The organism is Methylobacterium sp. AC832 (genome assembly GCF_979256025.1).
Map to the genome: position 1 here is coordinate 529,419 of NZ_CEEDMV010000004.1, position 17,018 is coordinate 546,436.

Genomic DNA, 17,018 nt, shown 5'->3' on the forward strand with positions numbered 1-17,018 from the left:
GGGCGCTCAGGCGAAGCGCACGGGCAGGATGGCGCGGCGGCCGGGGCCGGGGCCGGTGAGCGCGCCGATCTGGGCGACGCTCACGTCGAGGTGGGTCTGCGTCGCGCCGAAATCGGCGCTCTCGTCGGAGCCGAGGTAGAGGAGCACCGGCTCGGTCGTCCGGGCGGTCCGGAGGGTCGATCCGTCCGGCGCGTGGATCGCGACCTCGTAGGTCTCGCCCGCCTCGTCATGCGGGATCTCCACCGGCTCCCAGCCATCCGCGTCCCGCCGCGCCCGTCGGATCCAGGCGAGCCGGATCCCGTCCGCTTCGCGGCGCGCGGTCAGGTGCACCGGCGCGAGGGGGCGGAGCGGCAGCAGCCCTGCGCTCGCCTGCAGCTCCACGTAGCTCGGATCGCCGGGGTCGCGGCCTGCGGGACCGATCCGGTAGCGGAAGGGCCGGCCGGCCTCGTCGAGCCGCTCCACCAGGGGGACGACCGCCCCGTCGTCGAGGCGCACGACGAGGCAGCCGGCCGGATTCGCGCGCCGGCTGAGATCCTCGCTCCCCATCAGGCCGCGCAGCAGGCGGCTGAGGCGGTAGGTGCCGGGACCGATCAGCTCGGCGCCGGCCGCCGCGACGATCTCGACCCCGCCATCGCTGCCCACCAGGGCGAAGAGGTTGCCGCCCGCCAGAACGTCGCTCTCCGCGATGGAGGAGAGGGCGCCGGCATGGCGCAGGCGCAGATCGAGCCGGGTCCCCTGGTCGAAGCGCCAGAGCGGTCCCGGCGGCAGCGGGGTCAGCGTCTCGCCGAGGCAGGCGGGGTAATCGACGATGCGGTGCAGGCCGAGCGGCCCGTCCGTGCCGGCGGAGCGCCAGACGGCCATCTCACCGGGCCAGGGATCGGCCGAGACGGCGAGATATTGGAGGATGGTCGGGCTGCCCCTGTCCACCGGCAGGTCGAGCACGCAGGCGAAGGGGCGCCCGGCCATGGATGGCGGCGGCCTGTGGGCTTTCCCGTCGGGGCTGCGATAGGCGTCGCGGCGGAACCCCTGGGCCGGGACCGCACGGGTCTCGATCCGCCGCGCGCCCGCACTGTCGGCGATGCGCACGATCCGGTGGGGGAGCCGGGCCCCGGGCAGGGCCAGGAGGTCGCCCGGCACCAGGTCGATCCGGCGCGGGCTCACCGCGAAACCCGCGCTGTCGCGCCCGGCAATGGCCGTGTCGAGGAGCGCCTCGGCCAGCGCTTCCGCGCTCTCCCGGCGCGTGACGATGGGGGCGTCGGCGTTGCTTTCGCGCCGTCTTAGGCCGGTGGGACGGATCGCCGAGGCGCTGGCTTTCCGGTAATCGGTGCTCTCCCCGTCGCAGAAGCCGAGGGTGAGCGCGCGCGGCAGCTCGGATTCTTCGGCGCGGACGAAGCTGAGCGGCGCCCGGTCCCGCTCCGTCAGCACCAGATCGGCGGCCGCGAGGGCGATCGGGCGCTCGCGGCGCGGGCCGCGAATGTCGAGCCTGCCGCCCACCGCCGAGACGTCGAGCCCGTAGATCCGGGCCAGGGGCTCCAGGGCGCCGCGCGCAGAGATCGGCCGGTCGATGACGTAGCCGTCGAGCCAGGCATCGGCGGTGATCCGGGCCGGCGCGGTGATGCCGAGATCGGCGAGAATCGCGCGGATCAGGCGGTCGAGCTCCAGCCCCTCGATCCGTCCTGTGATCCAATGACCCAGGGACCAGTTCTCCGCATCCGCCCAGACCGTGTCGAAATCCGGGAAGGCCGGGAAGGGCCGCGCATCCCAGCACCAGACGAAGACCGACTCGGCGGCGACCATCGGGCCGCCATAGACGGGCGAGACCGGGTTGTGAGCCGGCTCGAAACCCGGCAGCGCCGCATCGAAGCGGGTCAGGAGGGCGGTGAGGCCACGGGCCTGGATCAGGTCGTCGCGACGATTGGCCGAGAAGGGCGGCGCGGCGTTCTCGGAGGATTTCGCGTCGGGGAAGACGTTGGGGCCGTTGGTGCCCCTGTCCACGGCGGGCACGCCGATCTCGGTGAGCCAGATCGGCTTGGATCGGGGAATCCAGGCCGTCGTGCCGGTCTCGACCCCGCCGTCCCGCTCACGATGCGGGTTCGACCACCAGGAGACGAGGTCCTTGGCCCGGTAGATCCAGGGCTTGGCCGCCGCGCCGTCGGTGATCGGCGTGCGCCGTTGTGCGCGCCGGTCGACGTCGTCGGCATAGTACCAGTCGAAGGCCTCGCCGGCCCCGAGGCGGCGCTTGAGATAGGCCGTGTCGTAGAGGCTGTCGGTTTCGGCGAGGTCGGCATGGTCCTCGCCGTCGCGCCAGTCACTGATCGGCGGGTAATAGTCGATGCCTACCGCCGCGATGGCGGGATCGGCGAAGAGCGCGTCGAGAGGAAAGCGCACGGTGGCCCCGCCGTCGCGGACATGGGCGCCGTATTCGGTCCAGTCGGCCGCGTAGACCAGGGCCACGCCGGCCCCGAGGCGGGCGCGCACCTCCTGGGCCAGCGCCGTGAACGCCTCCACCGCCGGATAGCGCCCGGCCTCGCCCCGCACGCGGGTGAGGCTCGGAAACTCGCTGCCGACGATGAAGCCGGAGAGCGAAACGCCGTCGGCCGCCCAGCCGGCGGCGAGGTCGGCGTAATGGAGAAGGAAACGGCGGTATCCGTCCGGGTTCTGGAAGAAGGCCGCGACCTGCGCGGACGCAGCGGCGGTCCCGTCCGGGCTTCCGGGCTGGCCGGGGGCCGGCGCGCAGGTGATGCGGCCCCGCCAGGGATAGGGCGGCTGATGGAGCGCGCCCGCGTCGCGCGGATCGGGCAGGCCGTTGCCGGCGGGCACGTCCATCATCACGAACGGGTAGAGCACGACCTCGAGACCGCGGCGGCGCAACTCGGCGACGAGGCGGCCGAGCCCGGCATCGGAGGGCGTGCCGCCATAGGCTGCACCTCCCATGGGCGCGGTCGAGACCGTCTCCACCTCATCGCGGGCCAGCCCGGCGACGCTCCATGTGTCGCCGAGGGTCGCCTTGTCCGGCCGGTCGACCTTGGGCGTCACCGTGCATCGGCCCGCGCGCAGGTCGCTGCCGAACCAGCTCGCCACCACCGAGACGCGGGCGAGGCGCGGGCACAGGGCCTGGAGCGCATCGAGGGAAGCGGTGACGTCGCTCGCCTCCTGGAACTGGAACCGGTTGGCGGCCCGCGTGGTGCCGAAACCCGCATCCTCGGTGACGAGGCGGGGGTCGAGGCCGAACTCCGTCGAGCCGGGGATGAGGCAGACGGCGCGGACCATCCCGGCGAGCCCCTCGACGGGGCGGATCACCTCGAAGGCCAGCTGCGGCACCCGGTTGCCGAACTCGGCGAGCGCCAGACGCTCGAACACCATATAGGCGAGGCCGCGATAGGCCGGGGCTCGTTCCGCGCCCTCCTTGGCGACGATCAACGGATCGGGCGCCTGGTCGGCCCCGCCCCGGTGCAGCCGGTAATTCAGAGTGGTGAGGTCGATCTCGCGGCCATCGGCCCAGACCCGGCGGACATGGGCGATCTCGCCCTCACACAGCCCCACCGCGAGGTCGGCGAAATACGCGTAGGTCGTGGTCACGGTCTTCTGGCCGGCGCCGCCCTTGCCCCCGGACGCGGCGCGCTGGACGCTCGTATTGGCGACCTCCAGCGGGCGCGTCGCCCAGATCAGGGTGCCGCCCACCTTGGCGCGGCCATAGACCCGCTTGATCGGCTCGCCCTCCGTGGAGGACAGCCCGGCCACATCGGTCAGGCGCGGGCCTTCGACGAAGCGCGGCCCGGCCCGCGCTCCGAACAGGGCGCTGTCGATCGCACCACCGGCCACGGCGCCGAGCGTGCCGAGCACGGCCCCGCCGATCGGCCCGCCGAGCGCGGTCCCGAGGGCCGCCCCGGCTGTCTGCAGGATGAGCGTGGCCATGCGGGAGGGCTCCGGGAGGGAGGGCTAAAGGATCAGGGACACTCGGTGCGCATCGCCTCGCCCCGCTCGCGGGGAGAGGGACGTGTCTCCCCCTTGCCGGGGAGCACGTCGAGGCGTCAGCCGACGGTGAGGGGGCTTCTTCGGACGGGCCTCATCCGGAGCCGCCCCCTCACCCTCGCTCCGCTCGTCACAGGCACGACGAGGTGCCTGCGACCCTCTCCCCGCGTGCGGGGAGAGGGGAAGCGCGCCTGCCGTCTCGGCTTCCCGATATCAGGCCCCCGGAAACCGGAACACATGCGCCAGGTGACGGCGCCACCATCGCGTGAGGGTGACTTCCGTCACCGCCGCGCCGTCATGGGCGTGGATCATCGTCCCATCCCCGCTCGCGATCGCGCAGTGCTTTGCCGGCAAATGAGAGCGGAAGGCGAAGAGCAGGACGTCGCCTGCTCTCGGTGTGTAGCCGCTCAGAGGATCACGCACGGCGGCGAGATGGCGGCGGGCGGCCTCCGCCATCGGGTCGCTGCCGGGGAGGGCGGATTCCGCCCACGAGGCCGAATAAGGCGGCGCGGTCTCTGGCTCCGGCCCGAGGAGCCCGCGCCAGATTCCCCGGACCAACCCGAGGCAATCGCAGCCGACGCCCTTGAGCGAGGCCTGATGCCGATAAGGCGTGCCGATCCAGGCCCGTGCCTCGGCGACGATCCGGTCGGAGCTTCGCATGATCAATTCCTTTGCCGGCTCAACGGAACAGGCTGCCGCCGTCGAGGGCGGTACTGGAGCCGGGGATGGCGCTGATGACGAAATCGTTGCCGGGCATGTGCGGGAATCCCTGGAAGTTCACCGCATTGGCGAAGACCGCCGCACAGGTGGAGAGGCGCTTGTCGCAGCCGGCCGTCAGGGTGAACCGGTCCCCGGCGGCCATGGCGCGGGGCGGCTCCTGCCAGAGTTCGATCCGGACGCCGCCATCGGCCTGCCGGTGCGCCCGGACGTCGTTGGCGAGGCCGGCATTCGCGCCGGAATCCCAGCTGAGCCGTCCGCCCGTGAAGGTGCCAGCGGCGAAAATCCCCGCCAGGGTGGCTGGCAGGTCGCCCGGTGTCGCCGGCGCGAGGACAGTCCCGGTGGTGCGGTAGCGCGGGTCGGCGAGATCGACGCGGCAGCGTGCATCGCCGAGATCCGCGCCGCAGGTGGCCCGGAAGGTCCGGCCGCGCTCCTCGTCGAGGCGGTCCATCAGCCCGCGCAGTTCCGCCACGAAGGCGGTGCCCGCCCGGCGGATCTCGCCGATGGTCCCGACGTCGAGGAGGAGCCGCGTCCCCGGATCGGTCCAGTCCACGAGCCAGGTCTCGATGCCGGCCGCGTCGTAGAGCCCACCCGCCACGTCCGCGTCGGCGATGCCGAGCGAGGTCAGCGCCCCGGCGACCTCGCCGCCGCCCACCGCGAAGCCGAGCTCCGCGCTCGCCTCGGCGGCTTCTAACCCCGAGCGCGCCGCGAAGGTGATGCCGGAGAAGGCGAGGTCGCGGTCATGGTCGGTGAAGCCGAGGGTGAGGCCATCGCGCCGGGTCAGAGACCAGCAATGGCACAGGGTGGTGGACCCGCCGGCGAGATGCGCGGCGAGGGCGGCGGGGATGTCGCGCATGAATCCAAGCTCCGGTCAGGGCACGATCTCGATGAGCGGCACGCTCGGGATCTCGCCGGCGCTGAACGCCTGGAGGTCCACGCTGAGATCGTCGGTGTCGAAACGGACGGGCACGTCGAACCAGAACCCCGCCGTCACCGGCGCGCCGGGGGCGGGGGCCGTCGCCAGGGTCACGAGCCCCGTGGTGCCGTCACAGGTGAAGGAAGAGGGTGGCCGCTCGACACCGGCCACGGCTACCCGCACGGTCTCCGCCACCGGCTTGGCGATGAGGCGGCGATAGGGCAGCGGCCCGGTGCCGTAGGTCTTGGCGAGGGCAAACACCCGCGTCGCGCCGTCGCCGAGGCCGAGAGGCTGGTCGCCCGGCCCCACCGCTTGGCTCGGCGGCCCCGAGCGATGGTCGATCCGGTCGCGATAGCGGAAGCCGTAGAGGCGCCCGCGCCGTTCCTCGAAGAAGGCCAGGACCGCATGCAGGGCGTCGAGGGTGCGGATGCCGAGGCCCGCATCGTAGCGCCGCCGCGAATCGGCCCAGCGGCTGTTGCGGTGCTCGCGCCCCGAGGCGAGGGTCACGATCTCTGTTAGCCGGCTCGGCCCGCCGCTGCCGCGCAGGGCCACGTCGAGGGGAAAGCGGACCTCGTGGAAATCACCGGCCATGGCGGGCCTCCCCGGATGGTGTTCAGGATGCCGTGGTTGTTCAGGATGCGCGCCGGCCCCGCGTCGTTCTCGCTCAGGACGCGCGCCTTCCGCGCGCTACGGCGCGGGCGAGGGCGGCGGCCACCTGCGCCTCCGAGCGGCGGAAGCTCTCCGCATCCGGCGTCGCGATATGGACGGTGACGGAGACCGGCTGCCCCGAAGCGCCGCCGGCGACCCCGAGCCGCCCGTCGCTGCCGCGCGCGAGGGGCAGGATCGCCTCCGGCCCGGCCTCGCCCATCAGGCCCGTCCCGTCGCGCATCGGGAAGTAGGTGGGGGCGGCCACCACGCCGCCACTGGCGAAGGGGCGCACCCGGCCGCCGGAGATCACGCCGCCCTTCGCGAAAGCCGCGCTCGATGCGCCTGAATTGATCAGGCTCTTCACCAGGGATTCGATGCCGCCCTTCACCGGATCGAGCACGGCCTTGCCGGCCATGCCGGCGAGCTTGGTGACGAGGGAGGTCAGCGCCCCGTCGAGCTGCTTGGCGGCGCTGACATTGCTGATGAAGGCCTTGCCCAGGCTGTCGCCGAACTTCTGGGCCAGATTGTCCAGGGTACCGAGTTGCTTTGCCTGCGCGGCTATGGTGCGGTCTGTCTCGGTCTCGGCCATGCAGGCCTCCGTTCAAGGATCGGGATAGGCATCCATCAGCCGCCGCAGGTCAGCGGCGCTGGCCGCGTCGCGGCGGCTAGAGCCTCCGAGTGCGGCCATCAATTCGCGGGGCGTCGCCGCCCAGAAGTCGCGCGGGCTCCAGCGCAGGGCGTTCAGGCCCAGGGCCATGGCCTCGTCCCACGGGAAGGCGGAGGGAGCCTCCGGCCCGATCCCGCCCGTGGGGCTCAAGGGTCCGGCGTCTCGGCCCCGAAGGCGGCGGCCAGGGCCTCGCCGAGGGCCGTCGCGATGGGCTCGATCCCGCCGGAGAGCGGCAGCCGCGCCACCGCCCCGTCGTCGAGATCGTGGCCGCCGCCGCGCAGGGTCGCGCCGAGGAGCGCGATGAGGTCGCGGCTGGCGAGGCGGCCTTCGGCGAAGCGGCCCGCCAGGCCAGTGAGATCGGTGGCGCCGAGCGCCTCCTCCAGTTCGGCCAGGGCTCCCAGGGTGAGGCACAGGGTGTAGCGCCGGTCCCCGATCGCGACGGAGACCTCTCCGCGCCTGCGGTTCGCCATCACAGGCTCGTAAAGGTGAGGGGACCGGCCGAATCGAGGGCCATGTCGAAGGTCACCTCGCCAGCATGGTCGCCGCGATATTCGAGGCTGGTGATCTGGAACAGGCCCTGGATCGTGCCGAAGGCCGGCACCACGACCTGCAGCGTGTCGATGCTGCCGTCGAAGAACATCTGGCGCAGGCGCGCGTCGGAGGCCTCGTCGCGAAAAACGCCCGAGCCCGAGACGGCCGCGCGCCGTACCCCCGCCCCGGCCAGCAGCTCGCGCCAGCGCCCGACGGATTCGGCCGAGGTCACGTCCACGGTCTCGGCGTTGAAGGCGAGCTGCCGGGCGCGCAGGCCGGCCACCGCCGTGAACCCCGTTCCCTCGCTGATCCGGATGAGGAGGTCCTTACCTTTCTGGGCACTCATGGGGTCGCTCCTTAAAGCGGGTTAGCAAGAGAGGTCGCCGGTTCTGCGGAGCAAATCCGGCTCAGGAGGTAGGCAGCCGCTCGGTGACGGCCTGGAGGGTGAGGATGGCGCGGGTCTCGCCGCTGCGCTCGTCGCGGGCGCAGGCGAGGGATTCGACCCGCAGGACCGACAGCGCATGGCCGGCGGGGGAGAGCAGCGCCTCGTGCAGCAGGTCGGCGGCCCGGCCGGCGGCCTCGATGGCGCTGCGGCTGGAGCCGGGCCTGGCGAACAGGATCAGCCCGAGCCGATGGGAATGGCGCAGCGCGCCGTCGACGGAATCGTCCCGCATCTCGGCGGGGCCGAACACCGCATAGACCGGCGCCGCGCCGCGCGGCGGCTCGTCATGGATGCGGACCTCGCCGCCCATGAGCCGGCCGAGCTCCGCGTCGCCGCCGAGGACGGTGAGGATGGCGGCCCGCAGGGCGAGGAGCGGGTTGGCCGGAAGGGACAGGGCGTCGCTCACGTCAGGCCCCCCGTCGTGTCGATCAGCTCCTCGACCTCGCAGACGAGGTCGCGCCCGCGCCCGTCGGGATCGCCCGCCGCGCGGATGGCGAAGCGGCGCGAGCCGGAGACGAGCCGCATGGCGGGCGTCACGTCCGCCCGGTAGGCGAGGCGGATGCGGTGGGTCGCCACCGCATCCGAGCGGCCGCCGCGCATGCGCTCGGCATGGCCGGTGGAATCCAGCGTGCCCCACAGGAGCGGGCCGGCCACGAACCGGCGAAGGTGCCCGCCGAACCCGTCCGGGTCGTCGACGAAGCGTTCGAGCACGTAGCGGCGTCGCCGCGCGCCGATGGGCTGGTGCGTCATGACAAGGCTCCGGGATCGGTGGATCAAAGACGCATGCGCCGGTGCGGCGCGACGAGCGCCTCCACCATCGGGGTGAGGGTCACCGGCAGGTCGCCCCGATGCTCGAACCCATGCGCCGCCACGAGCCGGATCGCCTGGGCGAGGGCAGGAGGGATCGGCGGGCCCGATCCGCCATATCCGGCATCGACCTCGATCAGGGCGGCGGCCCGGTACAGGGAGGGAAGGGCGGGCGAGACGATCAGCCCCGGCGCTTCCACCGTATCCGGCGCGAAGCGGACGAGGCCGGGGGCGAAGTCCGTGACGGTGCCCGTCGCATCCACCGAGCCCGCGCTCGCCAGGGCGACGAGGGGGCTCAGGGGAAGGGGCACGAACCCGTCCCGGGGCCAGGCCGTGAGCATCACCCGGTAGCGTCCGGGCGCCAGGATGCGCCGCGTCGCGAGTTCCACCATGGCGCGGGCGGAGGCGATCAGGCTCTCCACCAGACCGTCCTCGGCGGTGTTGTCCGGGTCGAGCCGCAGGTGGGCGCGCATGTCGGCCAACGTGACCGGCTCGACGATGGCGGCATCGACGCGTATCGGATTCATCGTCGTCTCCGGGTGGGGCGATGAAGGGGATGGGCGGAATGGATCTCGACATGCGGTCTGCGGGCATCGCGCTGCTGCTCGGCCTCGCCGCCGCGCCGGCCGGTGCCGTGGTCGGCGGCCGGGAGGCGCCGGATTCGGCCGGCTCGGCCGTGATGGTGCTGTCCTCGAACGGCGGCGTGTGCACCGGCATCGTCGTGGCGCAGGATTCGGTGCTGACGGCGGGCCATTGCGTGGCGGCGGGCCCCCGCCAGGGCGGCGCGGAGCACCGGGTGCATTTTCGCGACGAGGCGGGCCAGCCGGTGCTGGTCGATCTCGCCGCCCGCGCGGTCCATCCCGGCTACGATGCCGGCGCCATCGCCGGGCGTCGGCGCTCCATCGATCTGGCGCTCGTCCGCACCGCCACGCCGCTTCCCGCCCGCTTCCGGCCGACCCCGGTGAGCGCCGCACTGCCGCGCGCCGGCGAGAGCCTCGTCCTCTCCGGCTACGGGGTGTCGAAACCGGGCGAGCCGCGCACCACCGGCACCTTCCGCAGCGCCGTCCTCCCCGTGGTCGAGCCCTATGGGCAGAGCCGCATCCTGGTCTGGATGAAGCCGTCCGGCGGCGCATCCGGCGCCTGCCAGGGCGATTCCGGCGGGCCGATCGCGGATGCGCCCGATGCGCCGCCGCTGGCCGTCTCCGCCTGGGTCGGGGGCGGCGCTTGCGGTAGCATCTCACAAGGCGTCCTGCTGGGGCCGCAGCGCGACTGGATCGACCGGACCCTCGCGGGCTGGGGCCGCTCCGTAGGCTGGTCCGCACCCTGACGCCGCTCTGCCTCAGCGACGGAACCGGAGCTTGGCCGAGGGATTGCCTTACGCTAGGCTTCATTCCAGGGACGTCCGGGGCTCATGCCGGGCGCGGGAGAGACACGATGTTCACGACCGCGCTGCGAAGGGTCGCCGTCACGGCGCTGGTCGGTCTCGTCTCGGCTCCGGCGCTCGCCGTGATCAACGGCGAAGTCTCCCGTGATCCCAATGGGTTGCGCGCCTCGGTGGTGCGCATCGAGAGCACCCAGGGCGAGATCTGCTCGGGCACCCTCATCGGTCCCGATCTCGTGCTGACCGCCGCGCATTGCGTCATGCATCAGGCCGGCTACAGCGTCGTCGCCGTCGACCGGTCGTTCCGCCAGCGCCGCATCTCCGCCATCGCGGCGTCGATGCACCCCGATTTCGTGCCCGGCACCACGCCGGAGGATCAGCCGGGCATTGATCTCGCCCTGATCAAACTGTCCGAGCCGTTAGGGGCGGATTTCCAGCCCCTCGATCCGCGCGGCGGCGGGGCCATCGGCACCGGCGAGTCGGTGGACATCGCCGGCTTCGGCGTGGTGGCCGAGAACCGCCGCAACACCGCCCGCACCCTGCGGCAGGCGCATCTCGTCTCCATCGGCTCACTCCAGGTCGCAAACACGGTCACGGTGGTGACGGACCGGCGCAAGCTCGCCGAGACGGCGGGGGCCGGCGCCTGCCTCGGCGATTCCGGCGGGCCGATCCTGCGCGGCGGTCCGGGCGGTTACCAGATCGTCGGCGTGGTCAGCTGGTCGAGCGGCGCCATGCGCCAGGACAAGCGCGCCCGCACCGCCTGCGGCGGCTTCACGGCGGTGACCCCCACAGGCCAGCATGCCGGCTGGATCACCTCCCGCGCCGCCGAGATGGCCCAGCTCTCCCCGAGCGAAGCCCCCGCGAGCTTCCGCCGCTCCAACCGCTCCGATTGGATGGCGCGGCCGGGGCGGCGGTAGGGTGCTACGAGTGCAACGAGGTTACCCTGCAATTTGGCAGGGCGGCGTGCTTTAGCGAACGGTGGAAGCCTGAAGCACCCGCACGTTTCGCCGCCAAGATCTTCCGCAGATCAGAATGCCTTCGCTGATCCGGTGATCTGAACTTCTACGGCAAACTTATCGAAATGGTCCGGTAGTTCCCTGGCTGCGGAGGGAGACCGCGCGAACACTTTCATGGCCCAATCGTCGCCCGTCCGATTGAGGCCGAGCCCGACGGATCGGTCGGGATGGCCCGTAACGTAGCGCGAGGTGAATGCGTCCTTTGCCGCCAAGGCGGCTGGCTTCGACGCTACCAACTTCTCCCGCCGGTCCATCATGTCATGCTCCTGCCGCACCAGTGTAGAGTTCGATATCGAGAGCTTCAAGGACGCTGCGGATCGGGTTTGCATAAGTGATGCCGAATCCCGTTCGGCCCCCCGTTTCCGTTCCGGCGAACAGGAGTGCGACCGGGCGCCCCTCTGCCGTGCAGATCAGCGAGCCGCTATCGCCTCCCTTCGAGAAGGGTTTCGTCGTTCCGCTGATGGCAACCTGACGGTTGAAGACTGCATATCTGGGGCGTGGACCGCTGATCATCTGGACACGAACGTTGTCGACGTCGATCGCCTCGACCATTCCTTCTGTATACCGTGTGGTGCGTCCCACCTTTTTCACGGGGCTTTGATCCAGGATCAAATCCTCGATGTCGCCGAGATTCCACCTGTCTGGATCGATATCCGTCTGGCCGACCATGCGCGTTTCGCAATTCGCCGGGTCATCGAGCGATGCGAAGGCGCAATCGACAAAATTGGAGGCGCTCGGGTCGAAGTCTATGGGGACGAATGCCCGTAATTTTGCGATCCTGTGCTCGGCATTCCCGATATCTCCATGATCCAGCCGTCCCGGCTGAACGATGATGTCGCCGACCTTCGCGCGATTGGTGTGGGCGAGAACATGGTTATTGGAAATCATCCCCACCTTGCCCTGCTGATCGATGCCGAAGCACCCGAGCGTACCGGCCGTGACGCGATGGTGGCCAATGGATTCGCCCATCAGTAGCGGTCGGCAGAGTTTTGCCTTGGCCGTCACCTGACGACGCACGCGCCCGGTGACGATGACCTTTGCTTCACCCTTGGCAATGCGCTGCGCGGCTTCGACCACAGGATGGTGGAGCAGTTTCTTGTGCTGCACGAACAATCCCAGTCTCAGGTTCGATGTCCGGTCGTGTTCGCCGGATCGCCGAAGCACCCCGACCGCGATCTTCTCCTTCGGATCGAACTCCCCATCATGCCTGGCCCGAACGATATCGTCATGGGCGGCTGTCCCTGGTAGCGGGGAGAATGTCGGCGAAGTGCCGATGTCCATGGCTGCGGTGAGGACCTCCGAGTACTTGAAGGCCCGGAGGGACACCTCTGCCTTGGCGTTCGTCACTCCATCCAGATTCATGTTCGATATCCCGAGAAATCAACCTGAGATTGGTTATTCAACCCATCAAGGCCGAAGGAAAGACCTCAGTTCCGCAATCTTGGGTAGGATGGGTATAAATCCGCCGGTTGTATCGGGAAATCCACAGCGCAGAGGGGTGGAGCGCTCATATCGGAAGGTGCGGCGGTGCGGCTGGAGGCCGTCTCCGGGACCAGATCCCGGAGACGGCGAGACTCACGCGAATTTCAGCAGCTTGATCGCGTCGAAATCCTGCACGCCGCCGCCGACGCGCTTGGTGGTGTAGAACAGCACGTAGGGCTTGGCCGAGTAGGGGTCGCGCAGGACGCGCAGGCCGGCGCGGTCCACCACGAGATAGCCGCGCTTGAAGTCGCCGAAGGCGATGGACAGGCTGTTGGCCGCGACATCCGGCATCGCCTCGGCCTCGGCCACGGGGAAGCCGAGGAGGGTCGCGATCCTGTCGGCCGAGACCGGCGGCTGCCACAGGTAGTTTCCGTCGGCATCCTTCATCTTGCGGATCGTGCTCTGGACCTTGCGGTTCATCACGAAGCTGGCGTTCTGGCGGTAGCCGGCCCGCAGGGCATAGACGAGGTCGAACAGCACGTCGGACGAATTGGCGCTGGGGAAGGCCCCCGCCGCGCCCGTGGCGACGAAGCCGAGCTTGCCCGGTACCCAGGCGGAATTCTCGACAGTGTCCACGCTGAGGAAGCCGCGCGGGCGGCTGACCCCGTTGCCGGTGACGAAGGCGACGCTCTCCTGTTCGGCGAAGGCGGTCTCCACCTCGTCGGCGAGCCAGGCGTCGATATCGACGATGGCGTCGTCGAGGAGCGTCTGGGTCGCCGCCGGCATGGCGTAGAGTTCCATGGCCGGGAAGCTCAGTTCAGAGAGGGACGGAGCGTCCGTCTGCGGCCGCGCCGCGGTCTCGGCGACCCAGCCCGAGACCGCATCGGTGGTGGAGACGGCGCGCTTGTAGAGCCCGCCCGAAATGGTGCGCACCGTGGCGAGCGCCCGGATCGGCGAGAGGTTGGCGAGCCGCTTCAGCACGTCCCGTTCGATGGCCTGCGGCACGAGATAGCCGCCATCGGGGCCGGAGCCGGCCGAGAGCGCCTTCTCCTCCAGGCGCTTCAGCCCGCCGCTCTCGCCCGCCCGGACATAGAGGTCGAAGGCGGCCTTGTGCTCCACGGAAGCCGGGTCCGGACGGGTCGGCCCATCACCACCCAGGGGCGGACGGCGGCCGTCCAGGGTCAGGCGGTCGAGGCGGGTCCGCGTCGAGTCGAGGGCCGCGTCGATGCGGGCGAGCTTCTCCTCGGTGAGGACATCGCCCGAGCGGCGCCCCTCGAGTTCGGCGAGCCGGCCGTCATTGGTCTCCTTGAAGGCCTCGAAGGCGCGGGAGAGTTCGCCCATGGCGGCGCCGATTTCGGCGTCGGAGGCGGGGCGCGCCGCTTTGTTTTCCAGAAGGGCGTGGTTTTCCAGAAAGCCGTGCGGATCGGCCTTGGTCTCCGGGGCGCTCGGCGAAACGTGAACACTCATGCGAACCTCGTCTGCTGGGTGAAGGGGGAAGGGGCGGAGGCCGTCCGGGGGGACGGCACGCCACGCGGCGCGAGCCGGTGCGCGAAGGCGCGCAGCTCACGGGCGAGGGGCGTCACCGTCCCATCCGGCGCGGCGGCGCGGGCGCCGGGCAGGAGCGGGAAGGTGACGAGGGAAATCTCCCAGAGGTCGATGGCGAGCAGGCGGCGCAGGCCGCCGCGCTGCGGGCTCGACCGCAGGGTGCGAAAGCCGATGGACAGACCGTCGAGGCCGTCCTCGCGCATCAGCGCGTCGACCTCGCGCCCGCGCTGGACGGCGAGGTTGATCAGCCCCTCCACCCGCAGGCCGCGCGCATCCTCGCGCAGGGAGAGCCACCGCCCGATCGGCTCGGCCGGATCGTGCTGGAACAGCATCCGCACACCCGCGGCCCCGCGCTCGCCGAGGCTCGCCGCGAAGGCGCCGGCGGACACGACGTCGTTGCCGAGATCGGGCACGCCGAACAGGCTGGCATAGCCGGTGAAATGGCCGTCCATGGCGGGCTCCCGAAGGGTGGGGTGACTGGGGTGAGGCGGTGGGATATCCTCATCATGCCGAGGATATCCCGGAGGTGCGTGTGCCGCTCTACATCAAGGACGACGAGACGGCGGGCCTCGTGGTGAAGCTCGCGAAAGCGTCCGGCGTCACCAAATCCGAGGCCGTGCGCCGGGCCGTCACGGCCGAACTGAGCCGCCTGACACCGCCGGTGCCGCTGCGCGAACGCCTTGCCGCCTTGAGGGCCCGTCATCCGCTGCCGAAGCCCACGGGCCAGGCCGCCGACAAGGCCTTCTTCGACGACCTGAGCGGAGAGTGACGCTCTTCGTCGATGCCTCCGCCCTGATCGCGATCATCGCCGGCGAGGCGGAGGCCGACGCGTTCGCGGATATTCTGGAGACCGATCCCGACAGGCTGTGTTCGGCGCTCTCGCTCTGGGAAACCATCGCGGGCCTCGTGCGCAGCTACGCCTTCACGGTCGAGGCGGCCCGCGAACGGGTTCGCCTGACTTGCGAGGAGGCGGAAATCCGCCTCGTTCCGATTGCCGGGCGTGAGTTCGAACTCGCCGTCGAAGCCTATGAGCGCTTCGGCAAGGGCCGGCATCCGGCGTCCCTCAACATGGGCGATTGCCACGCCTATGCCTGCGCGAGAGCCCATCAGGCGGTCCTGCTGTTCAAGGGCGAGGATTTCACCCTCACGGATATCGTTCGGGCCGGACCTTCCGGATAAGCCACCGGCCGGTCGACGTGACACCCGAACCGTCGCGCCCCGATCGAGACGATGGTCCGGGTTGGCAATATCCGCCCGGGTACACCAAGATTTCGCTTTCCTGATCGCAGATCAGTGACATTATTCGACTTCGATCGACTGCGAATCGGAAACGGGGGATCATCATGAGCTTGAGCGTTAAGCTATGCATTGCATCCGTTCTGCTGTGCCTGCTTGGTCCGATCCCGGCCTCGGCCGCGGATCCCACTGCCGATGCCCAGGCCGCGGCGGCCCGCTGGGACAAGACCTACAATTCCGGCGACATGGACGGCCTCAAGGCCCTCTACGCCACCGATGCGATGGTGATCCCGAAGGGCGCAGCGGTGTCCGGCGCCGACAAGATCGGCGCCTTCTTCGCCGGGCTGAAGGCGAAGGGGTTCGAGGAGCACGCGATCAAGGTCAACTCGGCGCAGATGAAGGGGGACGTTCTCCTCGTCACCGGGCGCTGGTCCATGTCCGGCCCCGGCGAGGGGGGCGCGAAGAAGACGTTCGAGGGCAACTGGGTCAACGTCCTGGAGCGTGAGGGCAAGGACTGGCGCACGGTGCTGCACACCTGGAACTGACGAACCTATAACGCCGTCCCGTAGCCCACGGCCTCGCGTTTCTCCGCCTCGGTGAGGAAGTCCGCCGCCTGGACCCGGCGCCAGAGCGATTCCCGCTCCGGCGCCAGGGCCTCGATGGCGTCGAGATCGGGCTCCAGGCGGGCGGGGCCGAAGGCGGGCTCCAGCCATTGGGCGAGGCTCTCGGCGGTGCGGCGCGCCAGCGGGATCACCGTCTGCCGGTAGAAGGCGCGGTTGGCCTCGGCGTAATTGGCGTGGGTGTTGTCGCCCGCAAGGCCGAGCAGCAGGGGCGGCACGCCGAAGGCCAGCGCGATCTCGCGGGCGGCGGCGGCCTTCGCCTCCACGAAATCCATGTCCTTCGGCGAGAGCGAGAGCGGCTTCCAGTCGAGGCCGCCCTCCAGCAGCAGCGGCCGGCCGGCATTGGCCGCGCCCTGGTAATTCGCCTCCAGCTCGCCCTTGAGACGGGTGAACTGCGCGTCGCTCAACGTCGCGCCGGTGGAGGTGGCGTAGACCAGCGCCCCGGAGGGCCGGGCGGCATTGTCGAGGAGGGCCTTGTTCCAGGCCCCGGCGGCGTTGTGGATGTCGAGCGCCACCGCCGCCGCCTCCATCGGCGACAGGCCGTAATGGTCGTCGGCCGGGTGGAACAGGGTGAGGTGGAGGATCGGCGGCACGCCCTCGCGGGTCTGGTCGTGCCGCAGAACCCGCCCGCCGACGGTATGGTCGTAGGCGATGGGCCATCCGTCGGGGCCCGGCACCACCCGCATCCGGTCCGGACGCAGAGCGTGGAGTTCGCGCGGGGTGCCATCGAGGCTCAAGGCTTCGAGATAGGCGTTCCCCGAGACCATGAGGTGGCCGTAGAGCGTCTCCAGCAGGCGGGCGCCGCCCTCGCGGGCATTCGGCCGGGCGAGGAGGGCGAGGAGCGGATGCGGCCCGGCCCGGTCCGTCAGCACCAGGGGCAGCGCCGCGGCGGCCTCCGCCACCAGCCGCACCGCCCGGTGGACGATGGCGTTGCGCTGGAACCCCTCCCGCGCCAGCGCCCCGTAATCCCGCGCGGTCCACACCGCCCGGCCTTCGCCATAGAAGGCGATGCCGAGGCCGGAAACCGGCGCCGCCTTGGTCTCGGCCACGGGAAAGGCGGCCCGCGCCAGGCGGGTGAGAAGGTTCGGCATGGGACTG

The 17,018-nt window shown here is 70.8% G+C and carries 21 protein-coding genes; 5 read left to right on the forward strand and 16 right to left on the reverse strand.

Going from position 1 to position 17,018, the window contains the following annotated elements; all coding sequences use genetic code 11:
- Window positions 1–6: 6 nt before the first annotated feature.
- From AC0IXR_RS17130 to AC0IXR_RS17180, 11 genes are all read right to left on the reverse strand, one after another.
- Entirely contained in the window at window positions 7–3,915 is a 3,909-nt protein-coding gene (locus AC0IXR_RS17130; protein ID WP_471761546.1) for a baseplate multidomain protein megatron, read from the reverse strand.
- A 270-nt stretch (window positions 3,916–4,185) separates the two neighbouring features.
- Complete coding sequence (locus tag AC0IXR_RS17135) at window positions 4,186–4,632, reverse strand: NlpC/P60 family protein (protein ID WP_471761547.1); 447 nt, start codon at window positions 4,630–4,632, stop codon at window positions 4,186–4,188.
- 19 nt (window positions 4,633–4,651) lie between these two features.
- Complete coding sequence (locus AC0IXR_RS17140; RefSeq protein ID WP_471761549.1) at window positions 4,652–5,545, reverse strand: DUF2163 domain-containing protein; 894 nt, start codon at window positions 5,543–5,545, stop codon at window positions 4,652–4,654.
- A 15-nt stretch (window positions 5,546–5,560) separates the two neighbouring features.
- Window positions 5,561–6,196, reverse strand: coding sequence for a phage distal tail protein, Rcc01695 family (locus AC0IXR_RS17145; RefSeq protein WP_471761550.1), 636 nt, complete (start codon window positions 6,194–6,196; stop codon window positions 5,561–5,563).
- A gap of 73 nt (window positions 6,197–6,269) precedes the next feature.
- Window positions 6,270–6,842: a phage tail tape measure protein gene (locus AC0IXR_RS17150; protein ID WP_471761551.1), complete on the reverse strand. Its 573-nt coding sequence runs from the start codon at window positions 6,840–6,842 to the stop codon at window positions 6,270–6,272.
- 12 nt (window positions 6,843–6,854) lie between these two features.
- Window positions 6,855–7,070: a phage tail assembly chaperone gene (locus AC0IXR_RS17155; protein WP_461221638.1), complete on the reverse strand. Its 216-nt coding sequence runs from the start codon at window positions 7,068–7,070 to the stop codon at window positions 6,855–6,857.
- The gene (locus tag AC0IXR_RS17160) at window positions 7,067–7,390 is read right to left on the reverse strand and encodes a gene transfer agent family protein (protein ID WP_311276574.1); all 324 of its coding nucleotides are present in this window, start codon (window positions 7,388–7,390) and stop codon (window positions 7,067–7,069) included. Before AC0IXR_RS17160 ends, AC0IXR_RS17155 begins: the two co-directional genes overlap by 4 nt.
- Window positions 7,390–7,797 (reverse strand): phage major tail protein, TP901-1 family, encoded by a 408-nt coding sequence (locus tag AC0IXR_RS17165; RefSeq protein WP_018045758.1) that lies wholly within the window; start codon window positions 7,795–7,797, stop codon window positions 7,390–7,392. Before AC0IXR_RS17165 ends, AC0IXR_RS17160 begins: the two co-directional genes overlap by 1 nt.
- A 61-nt stretch (window positions 7,798–7,858) precedes the next feature.
- Window positions 7,859–8,299, reverse strand: a complete 441-nt coding sequence (locus AC0IXR_RS17170) for a DUF3168 domain-containing protein (protein ID WP_471761552.1) — start codon at window positions 8,297–8,299, stop codon at window positions 7,859–7,861.
- Window positions 8,296–8,643, reverse strand: a complete 348-nt coding sequence (locus AC0IXR_RS17175) for a phage head closure protein (protein ID WP_471761553.1) — start codon at window positions 8,641–8,643, stop codon at window positions 8,296–8,298. The genes AC0IXR_RS17170 and AC0IXR_RS17175 overlap by 4 nt, the downstream gene beginning before the upstream one ends.
- A 23-nt stretch (window positions 8,644–8,666) precedes the next feature.
- A complete protein-coding gene (locus AC0IXR_RS17180) occupies window positions 8,667–9,227 on the reverse strand; it encodes a head-tail connector protein (RefSeq protein WP_461234976.1) in 561 nt (186 codons plus the stop codon).
- 29 nt (window positions 9,228–9,256) lie between these two features.
- Between AC0IXR_RS17180 and AC0IXR_RS17185 the strand changes: the two genes are divergently transcribed.
- Both AC0IXR_RS17185 and AC0IXR_RS17190 read left to right on the forward strand, forming a co-directional pair.
- Window positions 9,257–10,027 carry a trypsin-like serine protease gene (locus AC0IXR_RS17185; RefSeq protein ID WP_471761554.1) on the forward strand — a complete coding sequence of 257 codons (771 nt, stop codon included), beginning with the start codon at window positions 9,257–9,259 and terminating at the stop codon, window positions 10,025–10,027.
- 107 nt (window positions 10,028–10,134) lie between these two features.
- On the forward strand, window positions 10,135–10,998 hold the full coding sequence (locus tag AC0IXR_RS17190) for a S1 family peptidase (protein ID WP_471761556.1): 864 nt from the start codon (window positions 10,135–10,137) through the stop codon (window positions 10,996–10,998).
- 110 nt (window positions 10,999–11,108) lie between these two features.
- Here the strand turns inward: AC0IXR_RS17190 and AC0IXR_RS17195 are convergent, their stop codons facing one another.
- The 4 genes from AC0IXR_RS17195 to AC0IXR_RS17210 all read right to left on the reverse strand — a co-directional run bounded on the left by AC0IXR_RS17195 (window position 11,109) and on the right by AC0IXR_RS17210 (window position 14,516).
- Window positions 11,109–11,354: a hypothetical protein gene (locus AC0IXR_RS17195; protein WP_471761557.1), complete on the reverse strand. Its 246-nt coding sequence runs from the start codon at window positions 11,352–11,354 to the stop codon at window positions 11,109–11,111.
- A 1-nt stretch (window position 11,355) separates the two neighbouring features.
- A complete protein-coding gene (locus AC0IXR_RS17200) occupies window positions 11,356–12,459 on the reverse strand; it encodes a hypothetical protein (protein ID WP_471761558.1) in 1,104 nt (367 codons plus the stop codon).
- Window positions 12,460–12,672: 213 nt separating this feature from the next.
- Window positions 12,673–13,986 carry a phage major capsid protein gene (locus AC0IXR_RS17205; protein WP_471761559.1) on the reverse strand — a complete coding sequence of 438 codons (1,314 nt, stop codon included), beginning with the start codon at window positions 13,984–13,986 and terminating at the stop codon, window positions 12,673–12,675.
- Window positions 13,983–14,516 (reverse strand): HK97 family phage prohead protease, encoded by a 534-nt coding sequence (locus AC0IXR_RS17210; RefSeq protein ID WP_471761561.1) that lies wholly within the window; start codon window positions 14,514–14,516, stop codon window positions 13,983–13,985. The genes AC0IXR_RS17205 and AC0IXR_RS17210 overlap by 4 nt, the downstream gene beginning before the upstream one ends.
- A gap of 74 nt (window positions 14,517–14,590) precedes the next feature.
- Between AC0IXR_RS17210 and AC0IXR_RS17215 the strand changes: the two genes are divergently transcribed.
- From AC0IXR_RS17215 to AC0IXR_RS17225, 3 genes are all read left to right on the forward strand, one after another.
- Window positions 14,591–14,833, forward strand: coding sequence for a type II toxin-antitoxin system VapB family antitoxin (locus AC0IXR_RS17215; protein WP_082470627.1), 243 nt, complete (start codon window positions 14,591–14,593; stop codon window positions 14,831–14,833).
- The gene (locus AC0IXR_RS17220; RefSeq protein ID WP_311276564.1) at window positions 14,830–15,243 is read left to right on the forward strand and encodes a type II toxin-antitoxin system VapC family toxin; all 414 of its coding nucleotides are present in this window, start codon (window positions 14,830–14,832) and stop codon (window positions 15,241–15,243) included. The genes AC0IXR_RS17215 and AC0IXR_RS17220 overlap by 4 nt, the downstream gene beginning before the upstream one ends.
- 164 nt (window positions 15,244–15,407) lie before the next feature.
- On the forward strand, window positions 15,408–15,845 hold the full coding sequence (locus AC0IXR_RS17225; protein WP_056426769.1) for a YybH family protein: 438 nt from the start codon (window positions 15,408–15,410) through the stop codon (window positions 15,843–15,845).
- A gap of 5 nt (window positions 15,846–15,850) precedes the next feature.
- Here AC0IXR_RS17225 and AC0IXR_RS17230 read toward each other — a convergent pair whose 3' ends face one another.
- Complete coding sequence (locus AC0IXR_RS17230; protein ID WP_461234982.1) at window positions 15,851–17,011, reverse strand: phage portal protein; 1,161 nt, start codon at window positions 17,009–17,011, stop codon at window positions 15,851–15,853.
- Between the last annotated feature and the right edge of the window lie 7 nt (window positions 17,012–17,018).

Coding starts and splice junctions, on each gene's coding strand:
- AC0IXR_RS17200 (WP_471761558.1), bottom strand. CDS start 12,459: ATGAATCTGGATGGAGTGACGAACGCCAAGGCAGAGGTGTCCCTCCGG.
- AC0IXR_RS17135 (WP_471761547.1), bottom strand. CDS start 4,632: ATGCGAAGCTCCGACCGGATCGTCGCCGAGGCACGGGCCTGGATCGGC.
- AC0IXR_RS17130 (WP_471761546.1), bottom strand. CDS start 3,915: ATGGCCACGCTCATCCTGCAGACAGCCGGGGCGGCCCTCGGGACCGCG.
- AC0IXR_RS17150 (WP_471761551.1), bottom strand. CDS start 6,842: ATGGCCGAGACCGAGACAGACCGCACCATAGCCGCGCAGGCAAAGCAA.
- AC0IXR_RS17175 (WP_471761553.1), bottom strand. CDS start 8,643: ATGACGCACCAGCCCATCGGCGCGCGGCGACGCCGCTACGTGCTCGAA.
- AC0IXR_RS17205 (WP_471761559.1), bottom strand. CDS start 13,986: ATGAGTGTTCACGTTTCGCCGAGCGCCCCGGAGACCAAGGCCGATCCG.
- AC0IXR_RS17195 (WP_471761557.1), bottom strand. CDS start 11,354: ATGATGGACCGGCGGGAGAAGTTGGTAGCGTCGAAGCCAGCCGCCTTG.
- AC0IXR_RS17225 (WP_056426769.1), top strand. CDS start 15,408: ATGAGCTTGAGCGTTAAGCTATGCATTGCATCCGTTCTGCTGTGCCTG.
- AC0IXR_RS17190 (WP_471761556.1), top strand. CDS start 10,135: ATGTTCACGACCGCGCTGCGAAGGGTCGCCGTCACGGCGCTGGTCGGT.
- AC0IXR_RS17165 (WP_018045758.1), bottom strand. CDS start 7,797: ATGAGTGCCCAGAAAGGTAAGGACCTCCTCATCCGGATCAGCGAGGGA.
- AC0IXR_RS17230 (WP_461234982.1), bottom strand. CDS start 17,011: ATGCCGAACCTTCTCACCCGCCTGGCGCGGGCCGCCTTTCCCGTGGCC.
- AC0IXR_RS17145 (WP_471761550.1), bottom strand. CDS start 6,196: ATGGCCGGTGATTTCCACGAGGTCCGCTTTCCCCTCGACGTGGCCCTG.
- AC0IXR_RS17210 (WP_471761561.1), bottom strand. CDS start 14,516: ATGGACGGCCATTTCACCGGCTATGCCAGCCTGTTCGGCGTGCCCGAT.
- AC0IXR_RS17185 (WP_471761554.1), top strand. CDS start 9,257: ATGGGCGGAATGGATCTCGACATGCGGTCTGCGGGCATCGCGCTGCTG.
- AC0IXR_RS17160 (WP_311276574.1), bottom strand. CDS start 7,390: ATGGCGAACCGCAGGCGCGGAGAGGTCTCCGTCGCGATCGGGGACCGG.
- AC0IXR_RS17140 (WP_471761549.1), bottom strand. CDS start 5,545: ATGCGCGACATCCCCGCCGCCCTCGCCGCGCATCTCGCCGGCGGGTCC.
- AC0IXR_RS17180 (WP_461234976.1), bottom strand. CDS start 9,227: ATGAATCCGATACGCGTCGATGCCGCCATCGTCGAGCCGGTCACGTTG.